The following is a 26,263-nucleotide window of genomic DNA, read 5'->3' as shown; positions in this document are numbered from 1 at the left end:
CACTCGGTAACCATGAACCAGGAGCAGGTAACCGTACTCGCGGTCGGCGGCACCGGCGAATCGCGTCCGGCCGACCATCGGACCCGCGTCACCGGTCTCCTGTCGTGTGTCGTCGGCGCACTCGACGATCGCTTCGTCGGCCGCTGGGTGGGCTACCCGGCGTCGTACGGGCCCGTTGCGTTCGGGGGACTGAGCTACCGGCACAGCACCGAACTCGGAGTTCGTCGCCTGCGTCGCGCGATCGAGAACACCACTGGCCCTCTCGCTCTGATCGGATATTCGCAGGGAGCCACGGTCGTTCGCGAAGTACTGGGCCTCGTTCACGACGGAATCGTCGACGGCAACCGCATCGTCGCGGCCGGTCTGGTCTCGGATCCACAGCAGCCGGCCGGTGCGGTGCCCGGCTGCACCGGCCGCGGGGTTGCCGGAACCGGGCCGGCTCTGCCGGAGTCGATTCCCACCCACTGGATAGCTCTCGCGTCGGACATGATCTGCAACGCCAGCGACGACAGCCTCATTCGCGACATCGCCGACCTGACGCGCTGGATGTCGTTCCGCACGCCCAAGACCTGGTTGCGCGAGCTCTGGCTACTCGTGCGCAGCAACAGCTTTCAGAACGCGACTCGCACTCGCCTACGACCGGCCCAGTGGGCGAAGGATGTTCGACGCCTCCGCACCGCGGCCACCGAGGTGTCCGGGTACCTGCCCACGTCGCTCGGCTGGAGACGATGGGTGTGGACCAACTCGGGTGGCGGTCGGCACATCGCCTACGCGTCGGAGCCGTACGCAGACGGCCTCACCGGATGCCAGGTTCTCGCCCGCTGGCTCGGCGAGCAAGAGGATCATCGGCTCGGCCGAACATTGCCGGCCGCGCAGGTCGCGTAACGCAGATCAGTCTCGCTTGCAGAGACAGAAGATGTGGCCGACCGGGTCTCGGTACACCCAGAACGACTCGTGCGCATCGTCGATCAACGTCGCTCCGGCATCGACGACGAAGTCGCGGGCCTGTTCCATCTCGTCGACGACAAAATCGAGGTGAATCTTGATGCCGTCGTTCGGCCAGTCCACCGGGGTGAAGTCGGGGGCCTTCTGGAAGGCCAACCGCAGTTCGCCCGGACCGTGGACGACCACCCAATCTCCGTCGTCGCGCACCGGTTCCCAGCCGAGGATCGTGCTGTAGAACCGGGCGAGCGCTGCCGGATCGGGACAGTCGAGAACCGTGTAGTCCACGGCGATGACGGGTGCATTCATGTCGGAATCGTAGCGAGAATCACCCGGGTCGGACTATCGATTACTCGCTGTCGATCAACCGCCGACTGCCGGGGCAATGGTCTCGAACCACGCCTCGTGCAGATGCTGCTGCCAGTGGTTCCACCAGTGCACGCCGGTGCCGGTGATCTTGACGTTGGGTCGACCGCCTGCAGCCTGCAACAACGGAACGAATGCCCGACTGCTCATGCCTGCGGCGGTTTCGAGCGGCACCATCTGCGCGAACTTGACGGGATCGAAGCGGCTGCTGGCCGGGTTGAACACCGGGTCCGTGGCCGGTGAGCCGCTACCCGAGGAAACGAAGACTGCCGTGTTGCGCAACGCGCCGACATTGAGCGACGGATCGTTGCGGATCCAGTCTGCCGACGGCCAGGTGCCCCACATGTTGCGCGCGTTGCCGCCCATCTCGCCGACGGCGACCGAGATGCCCTGAGCGAATCCGGGGCTGCTGGCCGTCGGGTAGCCACTGAACGACGCCACCGCCTTGTAGAAGTCCGGCCGGTGAGCCGCCAGGTTCAGTGCCGAGGTGCCGCTCATCGACAGGCCGGCCACGGCGTTGTTGACGTTGTCGCTACCGAAACGATCGGCCATGAAAGGCGGCAATTCCTGGGTGAGGAACGTTTCCCATTTCACCCGTCCGAGCTTGGGGTCGTCGCGCTGCCAGTCCGAGTAGAAGGTTCCGCCGCCGCCGAACGGAATGACCACGTTGACGTGCTTGTCGGCGAAGAAGCTCTCGACGTCGGTTTCGATGAGCCAACCGCTGTTGTCCTCGGGCGCACGCAGTCCGTCGAGCAGATACAGCGTGGGTGCAGGACCGCCACCGGCAGCTCGGAGCACCTTGATCGGGATGTTCTTGTCCATCGACGGCGAGTAGACGTAGACCAGCTCGGAGTCGGCTTTCGCCACACCGGTCCCCATCAGCACCGTTGCCATCGTGGCGACCATGACCGCTACCAGAGCGAGCACCGTACTTCGTAACCGATCGCGCATCGAGATTGTCCCCTTGTTCGTATCCAGCCCCACCGTCCCGGGGAGGGTAACAGCTCGGTCACGGTAATGCGTCCTCTAGCGCGACGGGCTGTCGACGATCCACCAGGCCGCGTACGGCGGCAGCCACACCGATCCGTTGTCGTCGACCGCCAGGTCGTGCTGCGAGAGCACCTCGGTGGGGGCCGGGATGCCGAGCTCGATCAACTGCGCATGGGGGAACGGGCGGTGCTGAGATGTGACGTTGTAGAGCCCCACCAGGGTGCCGCTGGGATGACGTCTGCGCACCACGAGCAGACCGTCGTCGGATTCGGTCTGGACGTCGACCGGTGCCTCGGCGTGCAACATCGGTAGACCGGAGCGCACCTTCGCGATGCGAGCGATGCCGTCGAACACTCGTTGGGCGTCGCTCCCCTGCTGGAATCGGCCGGCGCGGTCGGCGTCGGTGACGCGGGGTCGATGCACCCACCTGTTGTCCTCGGCATGAGCCGGTTCGTCTGCCCAGTTCGGGTCTCCCGGCGAGCCGAGCTCGTCACCGCTCCACACGACGGGAATGCCGCCCCATCCGGCAATGATGGCGTGCGACAGAAAGATTCGCCCGAACGCGCCGTCGGGATCCAGGCGGGCCGGGCCCAGACCGGTGAGCGCGGCTGCGGTTCCACTGATCCGGCGATCCCCGGTGTCCGGATTGTACTGGAACACAAGCCCTTCGGCCCAGGAACCATCGAACTCGCCGGAGTACCAGTCGGCCAGAAAATGCCGATGGCCTGCACCCGACAGTCCGAGCGACGCCGCGTCACCGTCGTCGATGGCCCAGCCGATGTCGTCGTGGCATCGCACGTAGGTCACCCAGGTGCCACTCGGTGGTGTGGGCGGTAACGACGCCAGGGCATGACGCGCCAAAGCCGTACTGCCCGTGGCCAACATCGACCAGACCTGCACCATCAGCGAGTTGTGGTACGCGATGTCCGATACTCGCCCGGTGTGTCTGCCCTGCCCCAGATACGGCAACAGATCGCGCGGGCCGACGATTGCTTCGGCCTTGAAGAGCGTTGCCGGAGCGGCAAGGCGAGCGGTCGCTCGGAGAGCCTGGGTGATCGCATGCACTTCGGGCTGGTTCTGGCAGTTGGTGCCGAGCCGCTTCCACAGAAATGCGATCGCATCGAGGCGGAGCACTTCCACCCCGAGATTGGCCAGGTGCAGCACGATGCTCGCGAACTCTTGCAGCACAGCCGGATTGGCCCAGTTCAGATCCCACTGCCACTCGTTGAACGTGGTCCACACCCACTCGCCGAGTTCGTCGTCGAACGTGAAGCTGCCCGGCGCGAAGTCCGGAAATACCTCGGGGAGGGTGCGCTCGTAGGAATCCGGGGTCGTCCGATCGGGGTAGATCAAGAAATAGTCGCGGTACACGGGATCGCCGGCTCGCGCCTTGACAGCCCATTCATGTTCGCGAGCAACGTGATTGAGGACCAGGTCGACCACCATGCTGATACCACGTCCGCGCAAAGTCTCGGCGAGAGTACGCAGATCCTCGTTGGTGCCCAGATCTTCTCGCACCGCGCGATAGTCCATCACTGCGTAGCCGCCGTCGTTGTCGCCCGGCCGCGGTCGAAGCAACGGCATCAGATGCAGGTAGGTGACACCCAGATCGGTCAGATGATCCAGTCGTTCACCGACTCCGCGCAGCGTCTCGCCGTAACGGTCCACATAGCAGGCGTAGCCGAACATGTCCGGCTGCTGAAACCAATCGGGTTCGAGCAGTCGACGCTGATCGAGTCTGTGCAGATCCTCGGACCGTTCCGCGTACGCACGGGCGGCGATCTCCACGAGCGTGGCAGCCACTGCATCAGGCTCGGGGTAGACAGCCGTGACGGCGTCGTGCAGATCGGGAAACCACTGTTCGAGGCGGAGCTCGAACGTCTCGCGTCGATGGGCGGGCAGTTCGGCGAGGATGTCGCGGGTGACGTCTGAGACCGTGGTGTGCGCCATGGACTCATCATGGCATCGAGCAGTCGCTGCCGACGCGCATACATCCCGAATCCCCGGGGTACTGGCGCAGCATGTCATTGCTGAGCCGCACGGTGGACACGATTCTCGACAGAGCCGTCGTTCCCGGCTACTCCCGAATCGGTGCCACGGTGCGTCGGCGATTCTGGGCCGCCGATCCGTTACCGTTCGCCTCCCCCATCGACATGGTGGTCACCGGCGCATCCTCGGGGTTGGGAGCAGCTACCGCGAAGCAGCTCGCCCGCCTCGGAGCGCGGGTGCACCTGGTCGGACGATCGGCCGAGCGACTCGACGCCGCCGCTGCTGCCATCCGAACCGAAGTGACCGACGCCTCGCTCGTGGTGCGTGAGTGCGATATCAGCGATCTCGATTCGGTGGCGGCCCTGATCGCGGCATTGGCGTCCGAACTGACAGCGGTGCACGCGCTCGTACATTGCGCCGGGGTGATGCCGGACGAGCGGCGGTTGTCGGCACAGGGACACGAATCCGCTTTCGCCACCCATGTTCTCGGACCGGTCGCACTGACGGTGGGACTGAGAGAATTGTTCGACGCCGGATCGCGGGTGGTGTTCGTATCGAGCGGAGGCATGTATGCGGTGCCGCTGCAGAACCCGGACTTCGAGTACGAGAACGGCAAGTACTCCGGCATGACGGCGTACGCCCGAACGAAACGAATGCAGGTGGTGGTGGCCGAGCAACTGGCCGAACGCTTTTCGCTCGAGGACGATCCGGTGGTACACAGCATGCATCCGGGCTGGGCGTCCACGCCGGGCGTCACCGGGTCTATGCCACTGTTCGATTCGGTGATGAAACCCATTCTGCGCAGCGCCGACGACGGTGCCGACACCATCGTCTGGCTCGTGGCCGCCGATCCCGCGTTGACCAGCACCGGCACATTCTGGCACGACCGAGCGCCGCGGCCGACGCACTATCCCTCCTGGCGCGGAGATTCCGCGCGGGTGCGAGATGCATTGTGGGCGAATGTGGTCGAGGCAACGGGAATCGAGATCTGATCGCTTCCCAGCCCGGGCTCTAGCCGCTTGCGCCCAGCCTGGCCCCGATCCGAAGAGCCCGATCGACGTCACAGACCCAGCAGGTCGGCCGATCTGCGCAGCCGCATCAGGACCTGAAGATCGAGAGCATTGTCCGGGTCGCGCCAGTGCGTTCCAATCAGGCGGTCGATCGCGTCGAGTCGTTGATAGAGCGTGTTGACATGCACCCCGAGAGCCGACGCGGTTGCCGAATGATGGCGTCCACGCGCCAGATAGGTCGAGAGTGTCTCCACCAGCGGAACCCCGCGCTTGTTCTGCTCGGCCAACAGCGGACCCAACTTTTCCTGCGTCAGTTCGTCGAGATGTTCACGCGCCAAGTGGCTGAGCAGAATTCGATAGATTCCCAACCCCCGCGCCGAACATGCTTCCCCCTCGCGGCCGAGGGTGACCAACACGTCGACGGTCTGCCGAGCTTCCCGATAGCCCTTTGCCAGCGCCTCGGGTCCGGTGCTCGGCTCGGAGATTCCGACGGTGGCACCGTCGAAGAACATTGGTGTGACCGTCGCCGAATCGTGCGCGGGCACCACCACGATCAGGCTCGAACCTTGCTCCGTGACAACAGATCCTGCCGGAAATCGGCCGAGCTTCGTTCTCGACGCACCCTGCGCGATGGCTACACAGTAAGACGTGTCGGGGGCAAGTCCGGCCAAATGGAGTTGTCGCCGTTCGGCATCCGGAGTGGACGCCGGGTGCGAGAGCAGGTCCACCAGGAACGCATCCTGGGCGCGCCGCGCGGAATCGGCGGCGGCCCGCTCCTCGGCGAGTGACAGGGCCACTGCAGGCGCGGCTCGATCGAGCAGCAGACGCGTCCGGGCATCGTCCGTTCCGATCGAGATCAGCGCGCCGAGGAATTGACCGGCTGCGGCCACCCGATGAGCCGTCATCGACGTCGTCGACACGGTGTCCTTGCCGTCGCCACACACGCGTAGCAGTTCGTCGACCTCCGCCGAGTGGACCGCCAGTGCCGCGGGAACCGCAGCGGCATCCGGAACGAAGTACGCCGGACGCTCGGTCAATACAGCAATCTCGCGCACCAGTGTTCGTGCGCCGCCGCCGCGCAGGACCACCTGGGTCAACGTTCGGTCCCACTGCAGTGTCTGTTCGAGTTCGGCTGTGCGTTCCGATAATTCGGCATTCAGCGTCTCGAGCCGGTCGATGGTCCGTACATTCTCGATGGCGATGGCCGCGTGCGCCGCCAGCGCCGAGAGCAGGGCGATCTCACTGTCTGCGAAGTCGCGTTCCTGGCGCTTGCATGCAAACAATGCGCCGATCACTCGATCGCCCACCCGCAACGGCACGCCGAGCAGACCGCGCATGTTCTCCGAGCGGGCCGCGCTGTCCGCACCGGTGATGTGCTGGAACGCCGGCTCGCTCTGGTAGTCGGGGGTCCACGACGGCGACGCACTGCGCACGATGAGTCCGACGAGCCCTGCGTCCTGTTCGAGCCGAAGGCCGACGAGCCGGGGAGTGAGGGCTCCGCTGGTGACGTCGATGACGAACTCGTCTCCCTGTACGGACCCCATGTAGGCGAGGTCGACACCGAGAAGCCTGCGTGCCTGATCGACGACCTCTTGGAGAAGAGCACGGTTGTCGCGCACCGTCGTCAGTCGCACGGCGATGTCATTGAGTGCCGCCAACTCCGTGCTGCGTTGACGTCGCTGATCCAGCAGGGCGCGAAGCCGCAGAGCTGCGTGCGCCTCGGCACCCGGAAATGCCTTCCGGTGCTCGTCGAGACGATCGATCGACGCGTCGTCGAGCAGAAGTTCCATCCATGACTTCTCCGCAGACATAGAGAGAACCTACATTGGCCGAGACCCAGCTCACAGCTAGAGTCGAGAACATGACGCTCGTCGAACAACTGTCCGCGGCCTTGCCCACCGATCGCATCGTGGTCGACGCGGACGTCATTGCCTCCTACCAGCACGACGAGGCGGAGTGGGCCCCGTATTCTCTGCCCGTTGCCGTGGTGCGTCCCCGGACCGCCGAGGAGGTTCAGACCGTCGTTCGAGCCTGTCTCGCCCACGGAGCGCCCATCGTCACTCGCGGGGCGGGTACCGGTTTGTCCGGCGGAGCCAACGCCACCGAAGGCTGCGTCGTGCTCGCGCTCGACGGGATGGACACCATCAAGGAGATCGACGCACTCGAGCGTTATGCCGTCGTCGAACCCGGAGTCGTCAACGATCACCTCAGAGCAGCCGTCGCAGAGCAGGGCCTGTGGTATCCGCCGGATCCGGCCAGTGCGCCGTGGTCGACGATCGGCGGCAACGTGGCCACCAACGCCGGTGGGCTGTGCTGCGTCAAGTACGGCGTCACCCGCGACTACGTCATGGGGATGCAGATCGTCACCGGTACCGGAGAATTGGTACGACTCGGGCGTAAGACCGCGAAAGGCGTTGCTGGATACGATCTTGCGGGTCTGATGGTCGGATCCGAAGGAACACTCGGAATCATCACCGAGGTGACCCTGAAACTGCGTCCGCTCCAGGATCCGCAACGGACCGTTGCCGGGTACTTCGATTCGATCGTCGACGCCGGACGTGCCGTGGCCGCAGTGGCCGCCGCCGGATTGACGCCGTCCGCGCTCGAGCTGATCGACAAGCAATGCCTCATCGCCGTCGACGCCTGGAAGAACATGGGGTTGTCCGTCGAGGCAAATGTGGTGTTGCTCGGGCGGATCGACGATCCGGGGCTCATCGGAGACCAGCAGGCCGAGAAGATGCTGACGTGCTTCGACGAGGCCGGAGCCACCTGGTCTGCGGTATCGACCGATCAGGAGGAGGCCGACGCCCTGTTCTCTGCTCGGCGGTTGGCGTATCCCGCGATGGAGCGACTCGGACCGGTATTGACCGAGGACGTCTGTGTGCCGAAGAAGCATGTGCCCGAGATGCTGTCGCGTATCGAACAGATCGGCCTGCGATACGAGACGACGATCGCCAACATCGCCCATGCGGGCGACGGAAACCTGCATCCGCTGCTCATCACGCCGCACGACGACATCCCGGCCCGCGAGCGCGCTCAGGCCGCCTTCGCCGAGATCATCGACGCTGCACTGGAACTCGGAGGCACTGTCACCGGCGAACACGGCGTGGGGTTGCTCAAGATGGACGGATTGGCACAGGAGCTGGACCCAGTTGTGCTGGACATGCACCGCGCGGTGAAAAAGGCACTGGATCCGCACGGAATCCTGAACCCGGGCAAGGTATTCGCGTCCTGAAAGCGCAGCCTCTCAAGCCCTGGGACGATGGACCTATGACTAGCAAGCTGACCATGGACTTCGGTTCTGCGTTGCCCATCGGGTGGACCGAACTCGACCGAAGCGTGACATCGGAGCATTGGTCGCGGTTCGACAACAAGTTCGGGTTTCGGCCCGGGACCACACCTGACTCATGGCCGGCCATTGCCGAGCCTGCCCCGTCGATGACATTCGACCTCGACGCAGACACCGTACGCACGATGGCCTCATGGTCCGCGAGAGTCGACGCAGTCAATGCGGAAGCCCTGCGCTGCTTCGTCACCGAATTTGCGGATGCCCCCACGTTTGTGGTCCTGGACTGGCAACACCCCGGCTACAGCTTCGATGCCCAAGCGCACGCCGATGCGGCCGAGAACGCCGAGTGGCGGGTACCCGTCTATCCGGACGGCGACTACTACATCTTCACCCGCGACGGATTCACCGAAGGGACCTTCGGTCACCCGTGGGAACGCACCTTGTGTGTCTTCGGACCGCGCATGGTCGCCACCCTCGGGCGCACCTTGGCGACGTGGCTCCCCACGATCCGGGTCGACGGGCGACGGGTCGCGGATCGATAGCCGATCCGCTCGGCGTCGAGACGACTTGCCGCTCCGGATCCACGCGGTCGTCAGTGCGAGACCGGCGCCCCCATATCACTGCTCGTGCTGTTTCCCACCGTGCGACGGTGCAGCGCCAGTACCAACCCGACGGCCACCATCATGACGCCGCCTACGACCCACAGTCCGGCGCGCGCGTTCCCTGTCGCGTCGAGTAGCCAGCCCGTCACGTACGGCGCGCCGAAGCCGGACAGGTTGCCCACCGAATTGATGATCGCGATGCCCGCGGCCGCGCCTGCCCCGGTGAGGAATGCACTCGGCAGGTACCAGAACACCGGCAGCGCGCAGAACACTCCGACTGCGTTGACCGTCACGGCGATCATCGTGGTGAACGGCGAATCCATGTACAGCGCAAACGGTATGGAGACCGCGCCGATCAACGTGGGGATCGCGACATGCCAGGTGCGCTCACCCGTCCGGTCCGAATGCCTGCTCCACAACACCATGGCAAGGGCACCCACCGCGAACGGAACCGCAACGATCAGCCCGGTTGTCACGAGGGAGAAGTCGGTATCGAACGTCTTCTTGAAACCGGCGACGATGCTGGGCAGGAAAAAGCTCAGCGAATACAGGCCGTAGGTGATCCCGAAGTACACCAGCCCGAGCATCCATACCCGTACGTCGGTGAGAGCCCGCTTGACCGAGCCGGTGACGTGCGCGCTCTTCGACGACCCCTCGGACTCCAATTCCGCTGTCAGCCAATTCTTCTCGTCGTCGTCCAGCCATGTGGCCTGTGACGGCCGATCGGTCAGGTAGAACCAGGTGATCACACCGAGAACGATTGCGGGCAGGCCCTCGAACAAGAACATCACGCGCCAACCGGAGAGTCCGAACAGTCCGTCCCAGTACTGGATGATCGCGCTCGACAGAGGCGCACCCAGCGCCGAGGAGATCGGCAGAGCCAACATGAACAGGCCCATCAGCCGAACTCGATAGGCCCGCGGGAACCACATCGTCATGTACAGCAGGACACCGGGGAAGAAGCCCGCTTCGGCGATGCCGAGAACGATGCGGAGCCCGTACAGCCAGCCCGCAGTGGGTACGAATGCCATGGCGGCGGCCACGATTCCCCACGAGACCATGATGCGTGCAATCCAGCGGCGTGCGCCGAACTTGTGCAGCGCCAGGTTGCTCGGCACCTCGAACAGCAGGTAGCCGATGAAGAACAGCCCGGACGCCAATCCGAACATCGTCTCGGTGAGCCCCAGCTCGTCGCTCATCGTGAGCTTGGCCAGCCCGATGTTGGTGCGATCGAGATAGTTGACGAAGTAGGCCACCCCGAGGAACGGAATGATGCGTCGAGCGACCTTCTTGACCACCCTGGTTTCGATCTCGGGCTTCGTCGTGATTGCAGGCATGGGCTCGGCTTTCCATCGAACGGAAGTGACTTGGCCCACACTATGGACCTGTAAGCCGAGGGTCTATGGAGAAATTACCCATCGAAGACGGAGATCCGAGGGCGAAGTCTCCAACGCTCGACGAGGGTTGCCGTGTTGCAGCCGAATGCCCACGCTGCGATCCTGTGCTTGTGCGAGTAGCTCTCATTGCCGATATTCACGGCAACATCGCGGCGCTCGACGCCGTCCTCGAAGACATCGAACGGCAATGCGTCGACTCCGTGGTGAACCTCGGCGATCTTCTCTCCGGCGGACTGCATCCGCGCCGAACTGCGGATCGATTGATGGCACTGGGTTTCCCCACCATCGCCGGCAATCACGATCGCTACCTCCTCGAGCAGGAGCCCGATTCCATGGGCAGTTGGGATCGGCATGCCCACGATCGACTCGACGACGAGCATCGACGGTGGCTGGGTTCGCTCCCGTTCTCGCTGGAGCTGGGTAACGGAATCCTCGCAGTACACGGAACACCCACCGATGATCAGCAGTACTTCCTGCACTCGGTGGACCCTCATGGCTCTCGCGAGGCAACCGAGGTCGAAATCACCGAACGGGCAGCAGGTTTCACGGACCGATCTGTCATCGCCTGCGGCCACACCCATCTGCAGCGCCAGTGGACTCTTCCCAGCGGCACGCTCGTCGTGAATCCGGGCAGCGTCGGCGCGCCCGCGTACGACGACGATAAGCCCTACCCCCACGTCATGGAATCGGGGTCTCCACACGCCCGATACGCAGTGCTGGACGATCACAGCACGGGCAGCTGGACGGTGTCGTTCGAGCGCGTCGAGTACGACCACATCGGTGCCGCCGACGATGCCCGCGCGCACGGAATGACCGAAATCGCCGACGCGCTTCTCACCGGTTTCGTCGGTCCCGCGCCACGCGAGCAGTCACACTGAGCCCGTGAAGATCACCGACGTCCAGCGGCGACAGCGGCTCGTCGCGCAGCACTTGTCCGACGCCCCGAGTGCGGAATCCGTGGTGTCGTCGTTGCTCGCACTGCATGCCACCGATCCCGCGACCGTGTATCTCTCCGTGCTTGCGCGCGCTCGATCGCTGGGACTGTCGGACGTTCGTGACGCGATGTACGAACGCCGTAGCTTGGTTCGCTTGATGGCGATGCGTCGCACGATGTTCGTCGTCGCGCACGACGACGTTCCGATGATCCACGCTGCCGCCAGCCTCGGAGTTGCCCGCACGATGCGAACCCGGTTGATCAAGCAGGTGTCGACGCTGCCGACCGAACCAGTGATCGACGACGTCGAATCCTGGCTCGCAGCAACCGAAGCCGAGACCGATGCCGTCTTGCGCTCGATGGGTACGGCGACCGGGGCGGAGCTGTCCGCAGCAGTACCCGGACTCAAGACCGCTCTGCTGCCGACCACGGACAAGGTGTACGACGTCAAACGCTATGTCACCTCCGAAGTCTTGGTGATGATGGCCGCGGAGGGAAAGCTGGTGCGGGTCGAGCCGCGCGGCGCGTGGACGTCGCGCCGACATGCCTGGGCACCGATCGATCAGTGGTGGCCCAACGGGATTCCCGAGTTGGACGAGCCCTCCGCCCGAGCCGATGTGGCCCGGCGCTGGCTCGACGTGTTCGGACCGGCGACCTTGGACGACCTGCAATGGTGGACGGGATGGAACAAGACGCAGACCCGTGGAGCGGTCGCCGAACTCGACACCGTGGCCGTCGAACTGGCCGAGGGTGACGGAATCATGTTGACCGACACGGTGTTCCACGACTCCCCGCCTCGGGCGATGCTGCTTCCCGCCTTGGATCCCACTCCAATGGGGTGGAAGCACCGACACTGGTATCTCGGCGAACACAAGGCCCCACTGTTCGATACCTTCGGAAACATCGGTCCGACCATCTGGTGGGAGGGACGCATCGTCGGCGGATGGGCCGTGGATTCCACCGGTTCGGTGGTCACGAAATTACTCGAGGACGTCGGGTCTGCGGTATCGAAAGAGGTTGCAGCAGAGGCCGGTCGGATCACCGCCCTGCTCGACGATACCGCGGTGGTCCCGTCGTTTCCGACGCCGTTGGAGAAGAGACTACGCGGAAAGTCGTAGCCACATCAGCCTGAAGTGACAGTCGAACTGTGTGTGTAAATCGCGGTGCCACACAACCCTTCGAGTTGTGTGATCCCCACTCCTACGGTTGGGATGCCTAACCAAACAGCACCCGGATTTCGTTGTAGGGTCACAACGTGCGTATCAGTCTGGTTTCCATCGTCCTCCCCGTGTACAACGGTTTGCCCGAACTGAACGAGCAGCTCCACGCGCTTGCTGCGCAGGACTACACAGGCGATGTCGAGCTCATCGTCAGCGACAACGGCTCGACCGACGGCCTCCGCTCACATCTCGAAGAACTGTCTCTACCTCTGACGATGCGTATCGTCGACGCCTCCGCCAAGCGTGGCGTCTCCTACGCCCGCAACGTCGGCGTGGAAGCCGCGCGGGGCGAGATCATCGCCTTCGTCGACCACGACGACGTCGCTTCTCCGACGTGGCTCAGTGCCATGGTGCGCGCACTCGACAGCTACGACGCCGTGGGCGGCGCAATCGAACACGATTCCCTCAATCCGCCGGAGGTGACGGCCTGGCGAGACAACCCGCCGAACGGCACTCTGTTTCCCACCGCCTACCTGCCGTATGCCCCAGGAAGCAATTTCGCGCTGTGGAGGCGCGTCTTCGACAAGGTCGGAGGCTTCGACGAAGACCTCGTGGGCGGTGCCGAAGACGTCGACTACTCGTGGAGGCTTCAGCAAGCAGGATTCACTCTCGGACATGCCGCGGATGCGTCGGTCGCATACCGCATCAGAACCACGGTTCGTCGATCGTTCTTGCAAGGCCGCGCGTACGGACGCACGTCGTACCAACTGTCGACCAAGCACCGCGCAGCGGGCTGCCCTCATCCGTCGTCCCTCGCCCGGATTCCCGCGCACACGGCGGCGATCTTGTATCTCGCGACAATTCGCAATCCGTGGTTGCCGAAGGTACTACGACCGATGCCCAGCGGTCTGTGGGCCCACTACATCGGAATCCACTACGGCGCACTGCGGATTCGAGTGGCCGCGCTCGGCCGCGGCCTGCGACGGAGTCCCCGATGACATACGAGATAGTCGACGCGATACGCGAAGAGACGATGGCCGTCCTGCGGCAACATGCGTCACCCGGAGATCGCGTGGCTCACTTGGACTTTCCGAATCACTTCAATGCCGGTGACTCGCTCATCTACGCCGGTGAAGTCGAGTACCTGAAGCAGTTGGACGTGCACGTCGACTACGTGTCCGATCCGTTCACCCACAACAACGATCTGCTCGAACAACGAGTCGGTGATGGGACCCTGTTTCTGCAGGGCGGAGGGAACTTCGGCGACCGCTGGCCGATGGACCAGAAATTTCGTGAAGCAATCGTTGCGCGATTTCCTCGCAACAAGATCGTGTGCCTCCCCCAAAGCATCGACTACTCCGACGCCGACGCCATGCACAGGACCGCGGCCCTCTACGCACAGCACCCGGACCTCACCCTCATGCTGCGTGAACAGCGTTCGTACGAGCTGGCGCTCACCCATTTCCCAAACAACCGCGTCGAATACTGTCCGGACATGGCTTTCGGTGCCGAGATCGCACACAGCGCCGAAGGCTCTGCAGTGGACGTCGTGAAACTCGTGCGCGACGATTCCGAAAGCCTCGGTCATGCTTCGGTGAACGTCGACGCGTCATCCGTCCAATACGACTGGGGTCTACACGGAAGGGATCTGGCGATCTCGACGGTGGTGACGCTGCCGACCCGAATCGCATACAACTTCCCCAAAGCGAATCGCCTGCTGTACCCCGCTCTCGTTCGCTCGTACGAGCAGACGGCGAAGCTCAACCTCCGTGTGGCGCAGCGCATTCTGAATCTCGCACCCGTCGTGCTCACCGATCGGCTGCATGCGGCCGTATTGGCCGCGATGATGGGCAAGCGCGTCGTGGCGATGGACAACGCGAACAGGAAAGTATCCGGCATCTACGACGCCTACCTGCACCGGTTCGACAACGTTCATTTCGCAGCGACACCCGATGCGGCCGCCGACATGGTTCGGCAGGCCGTGTCCGACAGTCGACGATGAACGCTGGTCGACACCCCGTCCGTTTTCAGAAGGGATAACGGCCCTCGGCCCAGGCACGCGCGGCGGGAGGAGTCACCGCGTCGACGGGTTCGCCGTCGCGAAAGTAGTTGGTGTGCAGGATTCGACCCGCGTCGACGGCCTCTTGCCAGGCCTGCGTCGGGCCTTCGCCGAACCAGAGCCACGGCGTGATGTCGTCCATGATGACGACCGATTCCGGGGTGGCGAGCGCGCGAAGATCGTCGAGGTCTGCGCGGGCACCTTCCACAGAATGGTCACCGTCGATGAAGATTACATCGAAGCGCGCGTCCGGGTGTTGCTCGGCATAAGCCTTGATGGTGGTGTGGGAATCTCCCTGGATCAAAGTGTGTCGGCCCGGGAAGTGTTCGTCGACATGGGCTTTCGCGGCGTCGCTGTACGCGTATGCGGCCAGATCGAAGGATACGACGGTCACGTCGGGAGAGGCTTCGAGGAACGCCCAGCTCGAGAAGCCGGCATTGAACCCGACCTCGCAGATCGACTTCGTGCCGGGCCTCGCGGCCAGTGCGGACAGGTATCCGAGTTCCGACTCGTCGGCTCCACGCTCGAAAGGCTCCCCCGCTGTGGCAGTTCGATGCACCAACGACTCGAGGTATTCCAGGCCCATCCATGTCCTCCTGTTCGACTGCTTCGGAGCGTAGCCGACGGTCGATCGTGCGCGCAGACGACAACTGCCACCTGGCCGACACCGATGCCTGTAGCGTTCGCACCGAATGACCTGCCGGTCGTGGAATTGCCATCGCTGGCTTGGCAATCGGGGTGATCGAACTGCTCGTGGTCGCAACTGTCGTCTACGGCTTCGGATCTCTCACGCCGAGCAGGTCGGCATCCGGCGAACCCTTGTTCCCTACTCCCTGCCGGCGACCGCACTCTTCACGGTTCCCCCCACTACGAAGCCACCGACTCCGGTCGAGACCACTGTGGACGCGACCGAGGCCCCCTCGGCCGCACTGCCCGAGGTGGACGGACCATGCGATCCGGGCGTCGACAATCACGGAACCTCCGCCGATGGCACGTTTCTGAAGTGCACCTATGCAGGGTCGACTCGCGCGCATTGGGTGCAGTCGGCACCGATCATCGACGGCAATGCGGAGCCAGGGTCGGAATGCGACCCCGCAGCGAGAGGGATTGCGGTGTCGCCGGACGGATTCGACATGTTCTGCGTCTCCGACGGCGCGAACGGTGGCGGCTATTGGTCACCCGGACCGTAGGCGATCTGCGGATCGACGGCCGTCAGACGTTGAAGCGGAACTCAGCGCTGGGCGTTTGCTGCGACCGGCAGATGACGGTCGGCGGTCCTGGCCAGGCGTTCGGCCGGATTGCAGCGTTGGCCATCAATGGGCTTTGTCGATGCTGCTGCGTACTCTCTGCGTACCCACCACCCCTGTTCACCACCGCGGCGCACCTCTGCTGATCCAGTCGGCGACATGCGCTTCGGTGAACATGTGCCGGCGACCACCACGCGGAAGAGACTCAAGCGCACCACTGTTGGCGGCATTCCGAACCCAGTCGGCGGTGTGCGGAACGAGCTCCGCCACGTCCTGGACGGTGAGGGGTTTCTCGATCACCGGTACCGCAACCGACGCGGCTCGGGGGTGACGCGCTTGAGCTTCGTCGCCGACTGCTCGGGGTTGCTCCCCCGCAGCCACGCGTCGACATCGTCGCGATGAATCCGCCACGTCCCCTGCGGCCGCTTCCGCTGCGTGCCAACGAGCTCGCCGGTATGAAGTGCGCGGTACATCTGCTGACGTCCGCACCGCGCATAGGCGCGGGCCTCGTCGACGGTCATCCATGGCGTGTCCATGGAGTAATTCGAGCAGACTTGGTTGATGCGCGACGACAAAACTCGCCTTCCGCCCGAGAAGACCGCCACCGAGATGCTCAGCCGGGAAAGCTCGGACCCAAAACCCGAGCGTCGGGGTGGCAAAGCATCTGGGATGCACCTGCGTCATTCACACAAATGAATGAACCACCTGCGGTCCGACACCTCTGGTATCCATAGCTGACAAGCTAACCGCACCCAGGAGTATCCAATGACGGACCCCAGACCTTCACGTCACGGACGCATTTCCACACGAGCGTCCTCGTTCTGTTCACCTCGAACTGAGGTCTGCAATGCGTGAGCAGGACGAATCGTTGCTACAAAAGTTCTCAACGCTGAGCCTTGGTTCGAGGCTCTTGTTGTTGCAAGACCCTTATGCCCATCTTGATCAACGCGCCCGGATTGACGTAGCTTTTCACAATCTTCTCAGCCACGAATCTGGCTTCGTGGAGGGAGGGTCCGCGAGCGAACACACCCTCGCAGGAGAGCTTCCTGGTTTGCTCGCAAACCTGAAGGCGCAGTTGGACTCATGGTGGGAGTCGATTCCGCCCGACATCCGGAGCGAACTTCTCGTTGAACACGATCGGCATCTGCCGGCGAAGTACTACCACTACCTCAAAAAACTCAGCTTCGTTGAGGTGTACCGGCTCGAAAAACAAGACGGAAGCAACTGGGATGACCACGACTTTAGAGTGAGCCCACCACTAGTGCACGACTATTTAACAATGCGCAAGCGGCAGGAGGGATAGCGATGCTAAGGGACTTCCTGTACCTGAACGAGGCAGCGGTGGGGCGCTACGTAAGCGCTTTCGAAGGCGGCAGTCGACAGAGCTTGGAGCGGACTCAAGGTAAGCAGCGGTCAGGTTCGGGCGGCATAGGCGTTGGACCCGTCAACGTAAGCGGAGGCCGCGGGTCGGACTTCGGTGAAACGGAAAGCCTGGTAGACACGCCAGAAGCTCAGTTCGACCGCCTCTACAAATTCGGCCGCCAGAACCCAGAAGATGCCATGTGGGAAGAAATACTGGACGTAGAGACATCTATGGACACAGTGGGTGTCGGTGCCATCGTTGAGGTTGAGAGCGATCTCTTCTTTCCTGACCTCGTCCGCGGGATGATGAAGAAGGGCGGCCTCGTAGACGGACTCAACGCCTTGGAGTCGATGCTCCCGTTCATCGACACACTTGGAATTGCCGAACTACCACCCGATCTCCCGGGCGCGGACCAGCGAAATGCTTTGAAGGCAATAGTTGAGAGTCTGAGCGGTGACATGACCGTAGTTGGCGAATTCGACGATTCAGATTGGAAGCTCACAGGCAAGCTGCAACCTGACTACCTCAGGCAAGACATCGATGGGCCTGCAAGGATCGTGGGCAAGGTCGCCGGCAGATTGCAGCCAGGCAAGTGGCTTCCCGTCATGACGATCCCAGGTGCGATGGCGAATCGAAAAAGCCGCCGCCAACAGCGGTCAGAAGTACCAACCCCCGGTCAGGAAGACAACTATGTGAAAGGTCCGGCCCTGCGCCTGGACGTAATCGCGATCTTCCGTTAGATACCCAGACCCGTACAGGGCAAAATCCGCCTTACCCGGGGTCTGCGTGCCGGCGGTGGCGTTGGGTGTCCCTCCCTGGGGTCGCCGCTGTCGGCCAGACCTTTTCGTTGGCATCGACAAAAAGCCCCTGACCGGCCACGTTGTCATCGTCAACGTCCTGCAGTAGCTCGGTTGCAGGCGAGGTGCTCGGGCCCGGTGTACTTGGTTCGGTCGCTGTCGTCGTGGCCCAGATCCCACTCCGACTGCGGATGAATCAACTGCTTGCAGCGGCCGCACATCACAGCTCCGCCTTCCACCTTCGGCTTCCATTCCCTGCGGAGCTTCTGGTGCGAGTAGTCGTAACCGCGGGCCGAGCTCGTTCCTCGGGCACGGTCCTGAGCTCGCTTGTGAGCGTCACACTTACCGGGTCCTTGGATCAAGGTCGGACAGTTGGGTTGGCCGCACACGGACATTCTCAGCTTCGGCATTGTGCTCCTATCGGCTTGGTGGTACCGCGCGCGCGAGATCTTTTCAGGTCTCTGGACTGCGAGTCCTCTTACCCGCGGTCTGGGCTGGGGCTGAGCGGTTTGGGGTGCGCCCCTGGGTGGCTAGTTGGTGACGGTCCAGGTGTGTCCGAAGGCGGTGATGGTGTTGCCGTCTCGGGTGGCATCGATGGGCTTGTTCAGGTGTTTGTAGATGGTGCCGAGCCAGAGCTTGTCGACGTCGGTGTCGTCCATCGTGTGTTCGAGTCGGGCGGTGGTTGGTGTGCCGTCGATGTCGAGAGTGATGTCGAGGGTGGTGGGGTCGTACTTGTTGTTCTTGATGTGTGGTCCGAAGACGCCGTTGGTGAGTGTTGTGGTCATGGTGTTCTCGCTTTCAGGAGGTGAAGGGGCCGGTGCCGCCGGGGATTCCGAAGCCGGCGGATGGACGTGAGGGGTTGGTGGTGAGGTCTGCCATGCCTTCGGTGAGGGCGTCGGCGAAGTCGCGGCCCAACTGCTGTTGCTTCATGGCGTTCGCTGCGTAGTTGACGGGTTCGGGTTCGGGCGGAAGGTTGAGTTCCTTGGGCTGGTCGAGGATGAAGTTGAACTCCTCGAGGTCGATGCCGCGGCCTTCGTCGGTTGCGGCATCCCACAGTTCGACGACGGTGTCGGTGTCGGGGCTTGCCTGGGCGTAGGCGTCGGCGACGTCGGCCCAGCGCATATCGAATGCGACGGTGACGATGGCACGGGCGAGATGGTCGTCGCCGGATTGCAGTGCTCGGTTCAGCAAGCCGAGCGCTTCGCCTTGCAGGACATCGTTGTCAACGGGCTCGGAGTAGCTGGCGGGCAGGAGCTTCGCGGCACGGTCCTGGGCGTCTCGCCAGGAGATGGCGTCGGCACCGGTCAGCGTCGTGGTCGGTGGTCCGAACACCTTGCGCTCGAGCTTCTGCCGCTGGGCTTGCTTGGTCCACTCATGCTTCTCTTTGGAGTGGTCGACGATCTCTCGGGCGGCGTCGTAGGCGCTGGCGATCTTGGCGCGCCGGCCGTTGTTGGAGAGGGTGGTGTCGGCGCGGATGGTGTCGAGCTGTTCACGGTAGTTCTCGATGGCGTCCTGCGACCGTGCGATGTAGTCAGGCATGGGGGTGTTCCTTTCAGGCGGCCCGTCGGGCGGCCTTGTAGTGCTCCAGGTCCTCGCGGCTGATGCGGTAACTTTTGCCGACTCGTGTTGCGTTGAGCCGGTTTTCGGTGATGGCAAGGCGTACTGCTCGGGTGGTGATGTAGAGAATGTCTGCGGCCTCTGTTGTGCTGAGCCACTCTGATCGTGGGGTTACTTCCGGTTCTGCCGGTGTTGCTCTTCCGGTTGCGGAATTACGCCAGTGGTGTGCGGCGAGGGTGATCGCCATCAAAGCTTCGTCGACTTCGGGGTCGATGCCTCGAAGCGCAACTCTGAGTTCGGTCAGCTTGCAGCGTGATTCGAGAATGGCGGCGACTCGGCCGGGGACGGTGACTTCGACCCCGGCGAGTCCGTGGAGGTAGCTCTCGTGTGTGCGCATCAGCGGCGCTTCTTGAACGACATCGAGCGAACGTTCATCTCCGAGCGCCAGGCTCGGATACCTTGGTCGACCGAATCTGTCTGGAATGTGACTGCCGGTTGCCGTGCTGCGCCGACGAGTTCGCTGATCTTGGAGTCGAATCCGGTGAGGTCGATCGCTCCTGCTGTTGCTGCAGCTGCGTTGCCGGCTCGTATAGCCGCGACCTCCCGCATGTTCCGGTCGTAGACGACAGCCTGATCGGAGCTGAGGATTTTCTCGGTGCTGCCGGACAGGTTGAGTGCCATCGCACCGTGCTCGAGGTCGCCTCCGTTGTCCCGAAGTTTCGCGTTCTTCCGCTTGCTGTTGATGAAGTCCGCGAACTGAGACTGGTAGTCCTTACGCGTATCGACATCCCACGTCTGCATCGCCGTTCCGACACTGGTGATGCCGTTGGTCAGAGTGGACACCCAGTCAGGTGCCGGCTGGCTTCCGTCGATCTGCCCGGGTGTCATTGCGGCTGTGCTCTGCCCGAACGACGGCACCTCCAACGACCACCACCGGGAATCGCCGAGCCCGAACGGCATCTGCTCGAACAACGCATCGACTGCGATACCGACCAGCTGCTCACCGAACTCCGTCAACCGGCCCTTCAGCGAGAACCCTTCACCGGTCTTCCCCGACTTAGACAGGGTCGATCCAGGGTTGGCGACGACCTCGCCGAGCTTCTTCCGTGCCTGATCCAACGCAATATCGGCCTTGCCGCGATCAGATTCCGTTGCCTCCGAGTCGGCATACACCTCGTTGCGGCGTTCGTTCGCGTCATCGACCGCGAACTGAGCCTCCATCCGCTCGATCTCGACATCGGTGTACGTCTTCGCCAAATCAGGAGCCTGCGGGGCAGGACCATCCTTGACGCCGGCCGCTGCACCGTCCTTCTTCGCCTGCAGGTCAACAACTTTCTGCTTCGCTGCCTTCACCTTCAGATCGGCCTGATCGCGGTCGGCCTGCGACTTCTTCTCGTTCGCGTAGATCTTGTCGCGTGCCTCTTCCGCCTGTGTCACAGCTACGGCAGCACGGTCCAATGCAATCTGGTCCTTCTCCGCCCACTTGCTCGACGTCCCAGACGCATCGGTTCCGGAAGTTCCGAGGCCGGCGATGATCGAATCCGCTTCCTCCGCCTTCTCCCGATAGTTCGACCCATCGGAGAATGCGGACTGCTGAACCTTCTGCGCAGCATCAGCCGGGTCCATCGACTCGTAATCGAAGGTTGCCAACTGGTCGTAGAACATGCCCGCAGCCCGTGTCGGATCCATACGATCTTCGGCCGTACCCCATGCACCGTTGTCTCGCTGCTGGAAAACGCCCGTCGAGTCCCGGTCACCGTAAGGAATGTTCTGCAGGTCAGACTCGGCAAGACCAGCCATGACAGCGGCTTTGATGCCGTTGTCGGAGATACCGCGGCGCTTACCTTCGTCGATGATCGCCTGAGCTATCTGGTCCCGCTCGGACAGTGGCGCAACGTCGACAGCGGCAGCATCCGTCAGTGGATGGTCGGTGGCGATATGCACGTGGTTCGTGTGGTCACCGGCACCGTCGTAGAACGAATCGTCAACGAAGGAGCCGTCTTTCACCTCTCGACCGAAACGTGGATCGTCGTAGATCAACTCCTTCAGCTCGGATCCGAACTTGCTGGCCATCAACGTCGCGAGACCCAACTGGGCGTCCGTGTTCCCGGATCCGTTGGAGAAGTCCGCAGCCATCCCCTGCCCGTGGTAACCGGAGTCTCCTGGCCGGAGTCCGGACGTCATCGTCAGTGCCGGGAACTTCTGCCCGACGTACTCTGCGAGGTTGTCGACGATCGCGCCGCCGCCGGCGTATCCGCGGACTTCGCCGCGTGCCAGCGCATCCCGGAACCGGTACACGCCGGCCTGCCCACCGAGACGATCTACATCTTCTGTGGTGAGCATGTGCTCGCCTGGCATCGCCAAGATCGGCACAGAGTCCTTGCCCGGTACGCCACCGGTAATGGGTCCCCCAGTCGCCTTACCCGCCGGTGCCTGGGCCACTAGATTTGCGTATGCCTCGTCCGACATCCCGAACTGCATACGACTACGGCGTTCTTCGACCGTAATTGTGACGGTCTTGTCGCGAATCCCTTGCGTCGCGAGATCAACGTCGCGAATCCTTCTGAGTGCATCCTCGTTGGGGGCAGTGATTCGCACGATGCCGGGCTTGCCGTTGATGTCCCGTTCGACTGTGCCGCCGAGTTCGATGATCTTGCGCTTGGCCTCATCGGTAAGGGCACCGACCGGAATATCGACCGGCTGCCCGACGCCAGTGAGTAGCCCCGCGAGAATGGTGAGCTGCTGTTCGGCGGTGTCTGCTCCACGCAGGCTTGCGAGCATCTCGATGTTCTTCGGCACCAGACCTTCGGCTTCGATCATTCGGCGCAATGCGTCGACACTGACGCCTGTCGAGATCGACAGCTGCTGCAGCTGTGCGTCGTTCGACGCCCAGATCGGCCCCAGATCGGCACCGGCATCGGCGGCGGTGATCGTCGCATCCTTGATCTGGAGCAACGAATCTCGCAGCTTCGACCCGTTCGACGAAGAGGTTTCTACCGATCCGTCTGCTTTGATCAGGGCATCGCCCCAACCTTCGGCGGCGTCCCACACTTCATTGGTCACTTCTGCGGTTGCCCGCACCTGATCGTTGTAGGTCTGTAGCGCGTCGGACAGCGGAATCGGTTTGCCGGACAGCACGTCCAGTGCAGTCTTCATTGCGTTGATACGGTCCGTCGCCGACGACGACTCGTCGGACAGCACCTTCACCGCATCGCGGAGATCGAAGAATCCTGGCGTGGTGTTCTGAGCCGTCTCCCGCGCCTTGACGAACTCGTCACGCAGAGGCTGCAACACGCCCAGCGCCTCCGACCCACCGTCTTCGATACCGCGCAGGCTGTTGGCGATCGCGTTGTACTCGGCGTCCGAGCCCGACAGTGCCGCAGCAACTTCCTCGTTCGTCTTACCGAGATTGCGGAACCCGGACTCGGTTTTCGCTCCTTGCTCGGCAAGATCTTCCTGGGTATGGAGAGCGTCGGTGCCGGCTTCTGCGACACCGGAAAACCAGCCCTTGATGTCGCTGCCAGCGGCAGCGAAGATGCCGAACGCACCCGGCCCATTGTCGGCCAGGTTCTTGGCCTTATCCCGGACTGAGTCGATCTGCATCCCGACAGCGCCGAGGACGTTGTCCGACATCGCGCCTCGTGATTCTTGGAATGCTTTTGCTACATCGCGTTGTGCGGCAGCGACATCGGAGGTCGACTTGTCGATTGCTTCCTGCTGCGCATCGAGTGCGGCGTATTCCGTCGAGATCTTTCCGATGATGGCGGTGGCCGCCATGATGCCGACCATCCACGGTCCACCGAGCACGCCGATAGCGCCCTTGGCCGCCGATGTCATACCGCGCAGGCCGGCGACAGCCGTGCCGCCCACTGCGCCACCGAATGTGGCAGCGCGTGCCGCTCCGTTCCGCAGAGCCGACGTCAGCGCACCTGACTGACTCGCAGCGGCGCGCTGCTGATTTGCAAACTCCCGCGTCCGTGCGGTGACCCCGCGATACCCCTCGGCCATGTTGCGGACAGCGGGAGAACGACGTTCCAGTGTCGCGAGGCCTGCAGCCAACTCAGAGAGGGGCTCAGCGTTCTCCTCGAGTGCACCCGCCAATTCGTCTGCGTCACCGGTCAACGCACCGAGAGGGTTCTCTCCCTCGCCGATGCCGGATAGGGCGGCCTGCATATCGATCTCGCCCTGCATTTCCTCACGGAAATCCCTGAAATTTTCAGTGATGTCCTTGAAGAACCCGCCGATCTTGTCAGCCCCGCCCGTGACCTGCAGTGCCGCCAAGGCGGCCGCAACAGCCTGCACAGGGGCAGGTAGGTCCAGGAACGCGCCCACAGCGTCGCCGACGAACCCAGCGACTGGGGCGAGCATCTGGCCGAAATCGACGACCGCACCGCCGGCATCCTGGAGCCCGGAGATGATCCCGGGAGTGACGGAGCTGATCTTGTCGGCGGCGGATGTCGCGAACGTTTCGAGGGGCCCCTGGATGAGGCCGTAAAGTCCCAAAGTCAGTGTCTCGGTTGCATTTTGGACCGAGGCCATCGCGCCCGGAAGGCCCTGCGTCTTTGCAGCAGCGACCTCCGCTGCGGCACCCTGACGCTCGATAGCCGTGTGCATTGCATCGTAGCCAGCCTGGCCCTGCTCAGCGGCCACACCTGCCAAACGCATCGCATCCGAACCGAACAGGGTTGCCGTGGCAGCCTGATAGAGCTCAGGCGTCATATTTGCGGCTGCCGTGTCCAACTGGCCGAACAGACTCGACATGCCGACGAACTGACCCTGCGCGTCGTACACCGTCAGGCCGAGTTCTTCGATCGCCGCCTGTGCTGGCTTGCCCTGATCCGTGATGGACAGGAGCGCAGACTTCAACAATGTGCCTGCGTCGGAACCTGCAATACCAGCGTTCGACAGCACGCCCAACGTCGCGGCCGTGTCTTCGATCGTCAGACCGAACTGATTCGCGACAGCACCGGACTGCCCGAGTCCTGCTGCGATATCCGTGATTTCAGCCGACGATGCGTTCGCGGCATTCGCCAGGACGTCTGCAGCGGTCGCGGCGTAGCTCGCATCCAAACCGAAGGACTGCAGCGCCTGCGACTGAATCGTCGCCGCCGTCCCAGCATCTATCTGAGCTGCGGCCGCCAACTGCAGAGTCCCTCGAGCGGCTTCCATCGACTGCTCGACGGTGAAGCCACCCTTGGCGAGTTCCGTCATCGCCGCGGCGGCGTCAGAGGCCGACGTCGCGGACAGCTGATTGTCGTTACCGAGCGCCTTCGCGCGCTCCGACACAGCAGCCATCTGGTCAGCGGTCGCCGACGACACCGCCTGCATCGTGTTCAACTCGTTGGTGAAGTCGTTACCGGTCTTGATGACCTCGCCGAATGCGGAGACCACGCCACCCGCGAGGATGCCGGCACCCATGATCTTGCCGAAGTTCCCAGCGACACCGACAGCACCGCCGAGTCCACGCTGCAACTGCCCAGCTACACCCGAGGTATCAGCATTGACCTCGATATCGATCCGGCCACCGGCCATAAGAAAACTCCCGAACACTCGAAACGCAATGGGTTGGTTGTTGATTCGCTTTTCCGCCTTGCGCGGAGAAGGGCTCAACCCTTGCGGTCGGTGCCCGGGAGTCGGACCGCCTTGCGCGGTGCCGAACTACTTCCGATTCTAACGGAAGTAGTCACTACCGAACAGCGAGACTGCAGCGTGTCGCTCAGTCAATATCGTTGGGCGGCAACAACATAAACTCGATCTGGTTGTCGATCTCATGTCGGGGAACACCCAATTGCTCGAGCATGGAAGACAGCGCCGCCAATGCCCCTGACAGACAGATTGCGAAGTAGGGGTTGACGACAGCTACCGCTTCCCTCTGCTCCTCCACCATCTTCTGCTGTGCGAGAAACACAGCTTCGGGATTGTCACGCTTGAGAGCAACCTCGAGCGCCAACTGTCGAGCAACATCGAGAGCCTCCGAGTTGGTCACCATCCCCGTGAGGTTGCCATCGTGGTCTTGAATGGGGCTCCGGCCGTCCCAGGGGTTTTCGTCGTCGTTATTCATTGCGTCTTCTTCGCCTTCTTTCGGTTCTTTGTTCGTCTGGTGGTTTCGACAGTGTCGACGAGGTCGTCGGCGAGCTGGAGAGCATCCGCGAAATCGAGCAACAAGATCTGCGAACCGAACTGGATACGAACTCGGGCCGACGTCACGCTGCCGTGCACACTCAGCTCGACCTCTGTGTCGGTCAGGTGTTTCGCGGTCACGCCGCTCTCCTCCGGTGTTTCGGAACGACCGTTTTTGTCGGTGCCTTGAAGGTGGTTCCCGCGACGACGCCACTGACCTCCCCGGGGACCAGTCCTGCGACCCACGCGGAACAGGCGTCGAACACCGGGCATCTGTCGCAGATCTCCTTGGCCGCCCGATGCCGATACCGGGTGTCCTCCGGGGTCTCGTGCGCGTCCGGATCCGGTGGATCAAACAAATCCCATCGGCCGGCGCAGGCGGCACCGGTGAGGTCCGGAGCTGCCAGCAGGGCGTCCGCCAGCCCTTCCCATGACGCCATC

Annotated in this window: 27 protein-coding genes; 11 read left to right on the top strand and 16 right to left on the bottom strand. The window is 63.2% G+C overall.

What is annotated here, in order from left to right; all coding sequences use genetic code 11:
- Positions 1 to 12: 12 nt before the first annotated feature.
- Positions 13 to 885 carry a PE-PPE domain-containing protein gene (locus CH285_RS19615; protein ID WP_094644024.1) on the top strand — a complete coding sequence of 291 codons (873 nt, stop codon included), beginning with the start codon at positions 13 to 15 and terminating at the stop codon, positions 883 to 885.
- Between the two features lie 6 nt (positions 886 to 891).
- On the opposite strand, the gene CH285_RS19610 is transcribed toward CH285_RS19615, so the two are convergent.
- From CH285_RS19610 to CH285_RS19600, 3 genes are all read right to left on the bottom strand, one after another.
- A complete protein-coding gene (locus CH285_RS19610; RefSeq protein WP_027498102.1) occupies positions 892 to 1,251 on the bottom strand; it encodes a VOC family protein in 360 nt (119 codons plus the stop codon).
- Between the two features lie 54 nt (positions 1,252 to 1,305).
- Entirely contained in the window at positions 1,306 to 2,259 is a 954-nt protein-coding gene (locus tag CH285_RS19605) for an alpha/beta hydrolase (protein WP_176458503.1), read from the bottom strand.
- A 75-nt stretch (positions 2,260 to 2,334) separates the two neighbouring features.
- Positions 2,335 to 4,248 carry an alpha-amylase family protein gene (locus tag CH285_RS19600; protein WP_094644023.1) on the bottom strand — a complete coding sequence of 638 codons (1,914 nt, stop codon included), beginning with the start codon at positions 4,246 to 4,248 and terminating at the stop codon, positions 2,335 to 2,337.
- Between the two features lie 71 nt (positions 4,249 to 4,319).
- Here CH285_RS19600 and CH285_RS19595 point away from each other — a divergent pair, with 71 nt between their 5' ends.
- Positions 4,320 to 5,279 (top strand): SDR family NAD(P)-dependent oxidoreductase, encoded by a 960-nt coding sequence (locus CH285_RS19595; protein WP_032390345.1) that lies wholly within the window; start codon positions 4,320 to 4,322, stop codon positions 5,277 to 5,279.
- Between the two features lie 68 nt (positions 5,280 to 5,347).
- Here CH285_RS19595 and CH285_RS19590 read toward each other — a convergent pair whose 3' ends face one another.
- Complete coding sequence (locus tag CH285_RS19590) at positions 5,348 to 7,087, bottom strand: helix-turn-helix domain-containing protein (protein WP_094644073.1); 1,740 nt, start codon at positions 7,085 to 7,087, stop codon at positions 5,348 to 5,350.
- 71 nt (positions 7,088 to 7,158) lie between these two features.
- Between CH285_RS19590 and CH285_RS19585 the strand changes: the two genes are divergently transcribed.
- Together CH285_RS19585 and CH285_RS19580 are read left to right on the top strand one after the other, a co-directional pair.
- On the top strand, positions 7,159 to 8,532 hold the full coding sequence (locus CH285_RS19585) for an FAD-binding oxidoreductase (protein WP_063216026.1): 1,374 nt from the start codon (positions 7,159 to 7,161) through the stop codon (positions 8,530 to 8,532).
- A gap of 35 nt (positions 8,533 to 8,567) precedes the next feature.
- Positions 8,568 to 9,128 carry a DUF2716 domain-containing protein gene (locus CH285_RS19580; protein ID WP_094622668.1) on the top strand — a complete coding sequence of 187 codons (561 nt, stop codon included), beginning with the start codon at positions 8,568 to 8,570 and terminating at the stop codon, positions 9,126 to 9,128.
- 50 nt (positions 9,129 to 9,178) lie between these two features.
- Here the strand turns inward: CH285_RS19580 and CH285_RS19575 are convergent, their stop codons facing one another.
- Positions 9,179 to 10,525, bottom strand: coding sequence for an MFS transporter (locus tag CH285_RS19575; protein ID WP_094644022.1), 1,347 nt, complete (start codon positions 10,523 to 10,525; stop codon positions 9,179 to 9,181).
- Positions 10,526 to 10,695: 170 nt separating this feature from the next.
- Here CH285_RS19575 and CH285_RS19570 point away from each other — a divergent pair, with 170 nt between their 5' ends.
- The 4 genes from CH285_RS19570 (at position 10,696) to CH285_RS19555 (ending at position 14,681) form a co-directional block, all read left to right on the top strand.
- Entirely contained in the window at positions 10,696 to 11,463 is a 768-nt protein-coding gene (locus CH285_RS19570; protein WP_094644021.1) for a metallophosphoesterase family protein, read from the top strand.
- A gap of 4 nt (positions 11,464 to 11,467) precedes the next feature.
- Positions 11,468 to 12,637, top strand: a complete 1,170-nt coding sequence (locus tag CH285_RS19565; RefSeq protein ID WP_094644020.1) for a winged helix DNA-binding domain-containing protein — start codon at positions 11,468 to 11,470, stop codon at positions 12,635 to 12,637.
- 137 nt (positions 12,638 to 12,774) lie between these two features.
- The gene (locus tag CH285_RS19560) at positions 12,775 to 13,677 is read left to right on the top strand and encodes a glycosyltransferase family 2 protein (protein ID WP_094644019.1); all 903 of its coding nucleotides are present in this window, start codon (positions 12,775 to 12,777) and stop codon (positions 13,675 to 13,677) included.
- On the top strand, positions 13,674 to 14,681 hold the full coding sequence (locus CH285_RS19555) for a polysaccharide pyruvyl transferase family protein (RefSeq protein WP_094644018.1): 1,008 nt from the start codon (positions 13,674 to 13,676) through the stop codon (positions 14,679 to 14,681). The genes CH285_RS19560 and CH285_RS19555 overlap by 4 nt, the downstream gene beginning before the upstream one ends.
- A 25-nt stretch (positions 14,682 to 14,706) precedes the next feature.
- On the opposite strand, the gene CH285_RS19550 is transcribed toward CH285_RS19555, so the two are convergent.
- A complete protein-coding gene (locus CH285_RS19550) occupies positions 14,707 to 15,324 on the bottom strand; it encodes an O-methyltransferase (protein WP_027498114.1) in 618 nt (205 codons plus the stop codon).
- Between the two features lie 313 nt (positions 15,325 to 15,637).
- On the opposite strand from CH285_RS19550, the gene CH285_RS19545 reads away from it, so the two are divergent.
- Positions 15,638 to 15,928: a hypothetical protein gene (locus CH285_RS19545; protein ID WP_052054591.1), complete on the top strand. Its 291-nt coding sequence runs from the start codon at positions 15,638 to 15,640 to the stop codon at positions 15,926 to 15,928.
- A 177-nt stretch (positions 15,929 to 16,105) separates the two neighbouring features.
- Here CH285_RS19545 and CH285_RS19540 read toward each other — a convergent pair whose 3' ends face one another.
- Both CH285_RS19540 and CH285_RS19535 read right to left on the bottom strand, forming a co-directional pair.
- Positions 16,106 to 16,285, bottom strand: coding sequence for a helix-turn-helix domain-containing protein (locus CH285_RS19540; RefSeq protein WP_094644017.1), 180 nt, complete (start codon positions 16,283 to 16,285; stop codon positions 16,106 to 16,108).
- Entirely contained in the window at positions 16,282 to 16,521 is a 240-nt protein-coding gene (locus tag CH285_RS19535) for a helix-turn-helix domain-containing protein (RefSeq protein ID WP_094644016.1), read from the bottom strand. The genes CH285_RS19540 and CH285_RS19535 overlap by 4 nt, the downstream gene beginning before the upstream one ends.
- Positions 16,522 to 16,832: 311 nt before the next feature.
- Here CH285_RS19535 and CH285_RS19530 point away from each other — a divergent pair, with 311 nt between their 5' ends.
- Both CH285_RS19530 and CH285_RS19525 read left to right on the top strand, forming a co-directional pair.
- Complete coding sequence (locus CH285_RS19530) at positions 16,833 to 17,288, top strand: hypothetical protein (RefSeq protein WP_094644015.1); 456 nt, start codon at positions 16,833 to 16,835, stop codon at positions 17,286 to 17,288.
- A 2-nt stretch (positions 17,289 to 17,290) separates the two neighbouring features.
- Positions 17,291 to 18,088 (top strand): DUF6414 family protein, encoded by a 798-nt coding sequence (locus tag CH285_RS19525; RefSeq protein ID WP_094644014.1) that lies wholly within the window; start codon positions 17,291 to 17,293, stop codon positions 18,086 to 18,088.
- A gap of 149 nt (positions 18,089 to 18,237) precedes the next feature.
- On the opposite strand, the gene CH285_RS28140 is transcribed toward CH285_RS19525, so the two are convergent.
- The 8 genes from CH285_RS28140 to CH285_RS19485 all read right to left on the bottom strand — a co-directional run bounded on the left by CH285_RS28140 (position 18,238) and on the right by CH285_RS19485 (position 26,262).
- Positions 18,238 to 18,384: a hypothetical protein gene (locus CH285_RS28140; protein WP_217901782.1), complete on the bottom strand. Its 147-nt coding sequence runs from the start codon at positions 18,382 to 18,384 to the stop codon at positions 18,238 to 18,240.
- A gap of 291 nt (positions 18,385 to 18,675) precedes the next feature.
- Positions 18,676 to 18,930, bottom strand: coding sequence for a hypothetical protein (locus CH285_RS19515; protein WP_094644013.1), 255 nt, complete (start codon positions 18,928 to 18,930; stop codon positions 18,676 to 18,678).
- A gap of 13 nt (positions 18,931 to 18,943) precedes the next feature.
- Complete coding sequence (locus CH285_RS19510) at positions 18,944 to 19,684, bottom strand: hypothetical protein (RefSeq protein WP_094644012.1); 741 nt, start codon at positions 19,682 to 19,684, stop codon at positions 18,944 to 18,946.
- Between the two features lie 13 nt (positions 19,685 to 19,697).
- Positions 19,698 to 20,099 (bottom strand): helix-turn-helix domain-containing protein, encoded by a 402-nt coding sequence (locus tag CH285_RS19505; protein ID WP_094644011.1) that lies wholly within the window; start codon positions 20,097 to 20,099, stop codon positions 19,698 to 19,700.
- Positions 20,099 to 25,234, bottom strand: a complete 5,136-nt coding sequence (locus CH285_RS19500) for a phage tail tape measure protein (protein WP_094644010.1) — start codon at positions 25,232 to 25,234, stop codon at positions 20,099 to 20,101. The genes CH285_RS19505 and CH285_RS19500 overlap by 1 nt, the downstream gene beginning before the upstream one ends.
- Before the next feature lie 184 nt (positions 25,235 to 25,418).
- Positions 25,419 to 25,763 carry a hypothetical protein gene (locus CH285_RS19495; protein WP_094644009.1) on the bottom strand — a complete coding sequence of 115 codons (345 nt, stop codon included), beginning with the start codon at positions 25,761 to 25,763 and terminating at the stop codon, positions 25,419 to 25,421.
- The gene (locus CH285_RS19490) at positions 25,760 to 25,963 is read right to left on the bottom strand and encodes a hypothetical protein (protein ID WP_094644008.1); all 204 of its coding nucleotides are present in this window, start codon (positions 25,961 to 25,963) and stop codon (positions 25,760 to 25,762) included. The genes CH285_RS19495 and CH285_RS19490 overlap by 4 nt, the downstream gene beginning before the upstream one ends.
- Positions 25,960 to 26,262 (bottom strand): WhiB family transcriptional regulator, encoded by a 303-nt coding sequence (locus CH285_RS19485; protein WP_094644007.1) that lies wholly within the window; start codon positions 26,260 to 26,262, stop codon positions 25,960 to 25,962. The genes CH285_RS19490 and CH285_RS19485 overlap by 4 nt, the downstream gene beginning before the upstream one ends.
- Position 26,263 lies beyond the last annotated feature (1 nt).

Source organism: Rhodococcus sp. 05-2256-B1 (genome assembly GCF_002258465.1).
GTDB classification, from domain to species: domain Bacteria; phylum Actinomycetota; class Actinomycetes; order Mycobacteriales; family Mycobacteriaceae; genus Rhodococcoides; species Rhodococcoides fascians.
This window is presented reverse-complemented; position numbering and strand designations above follow the sequence as displayed.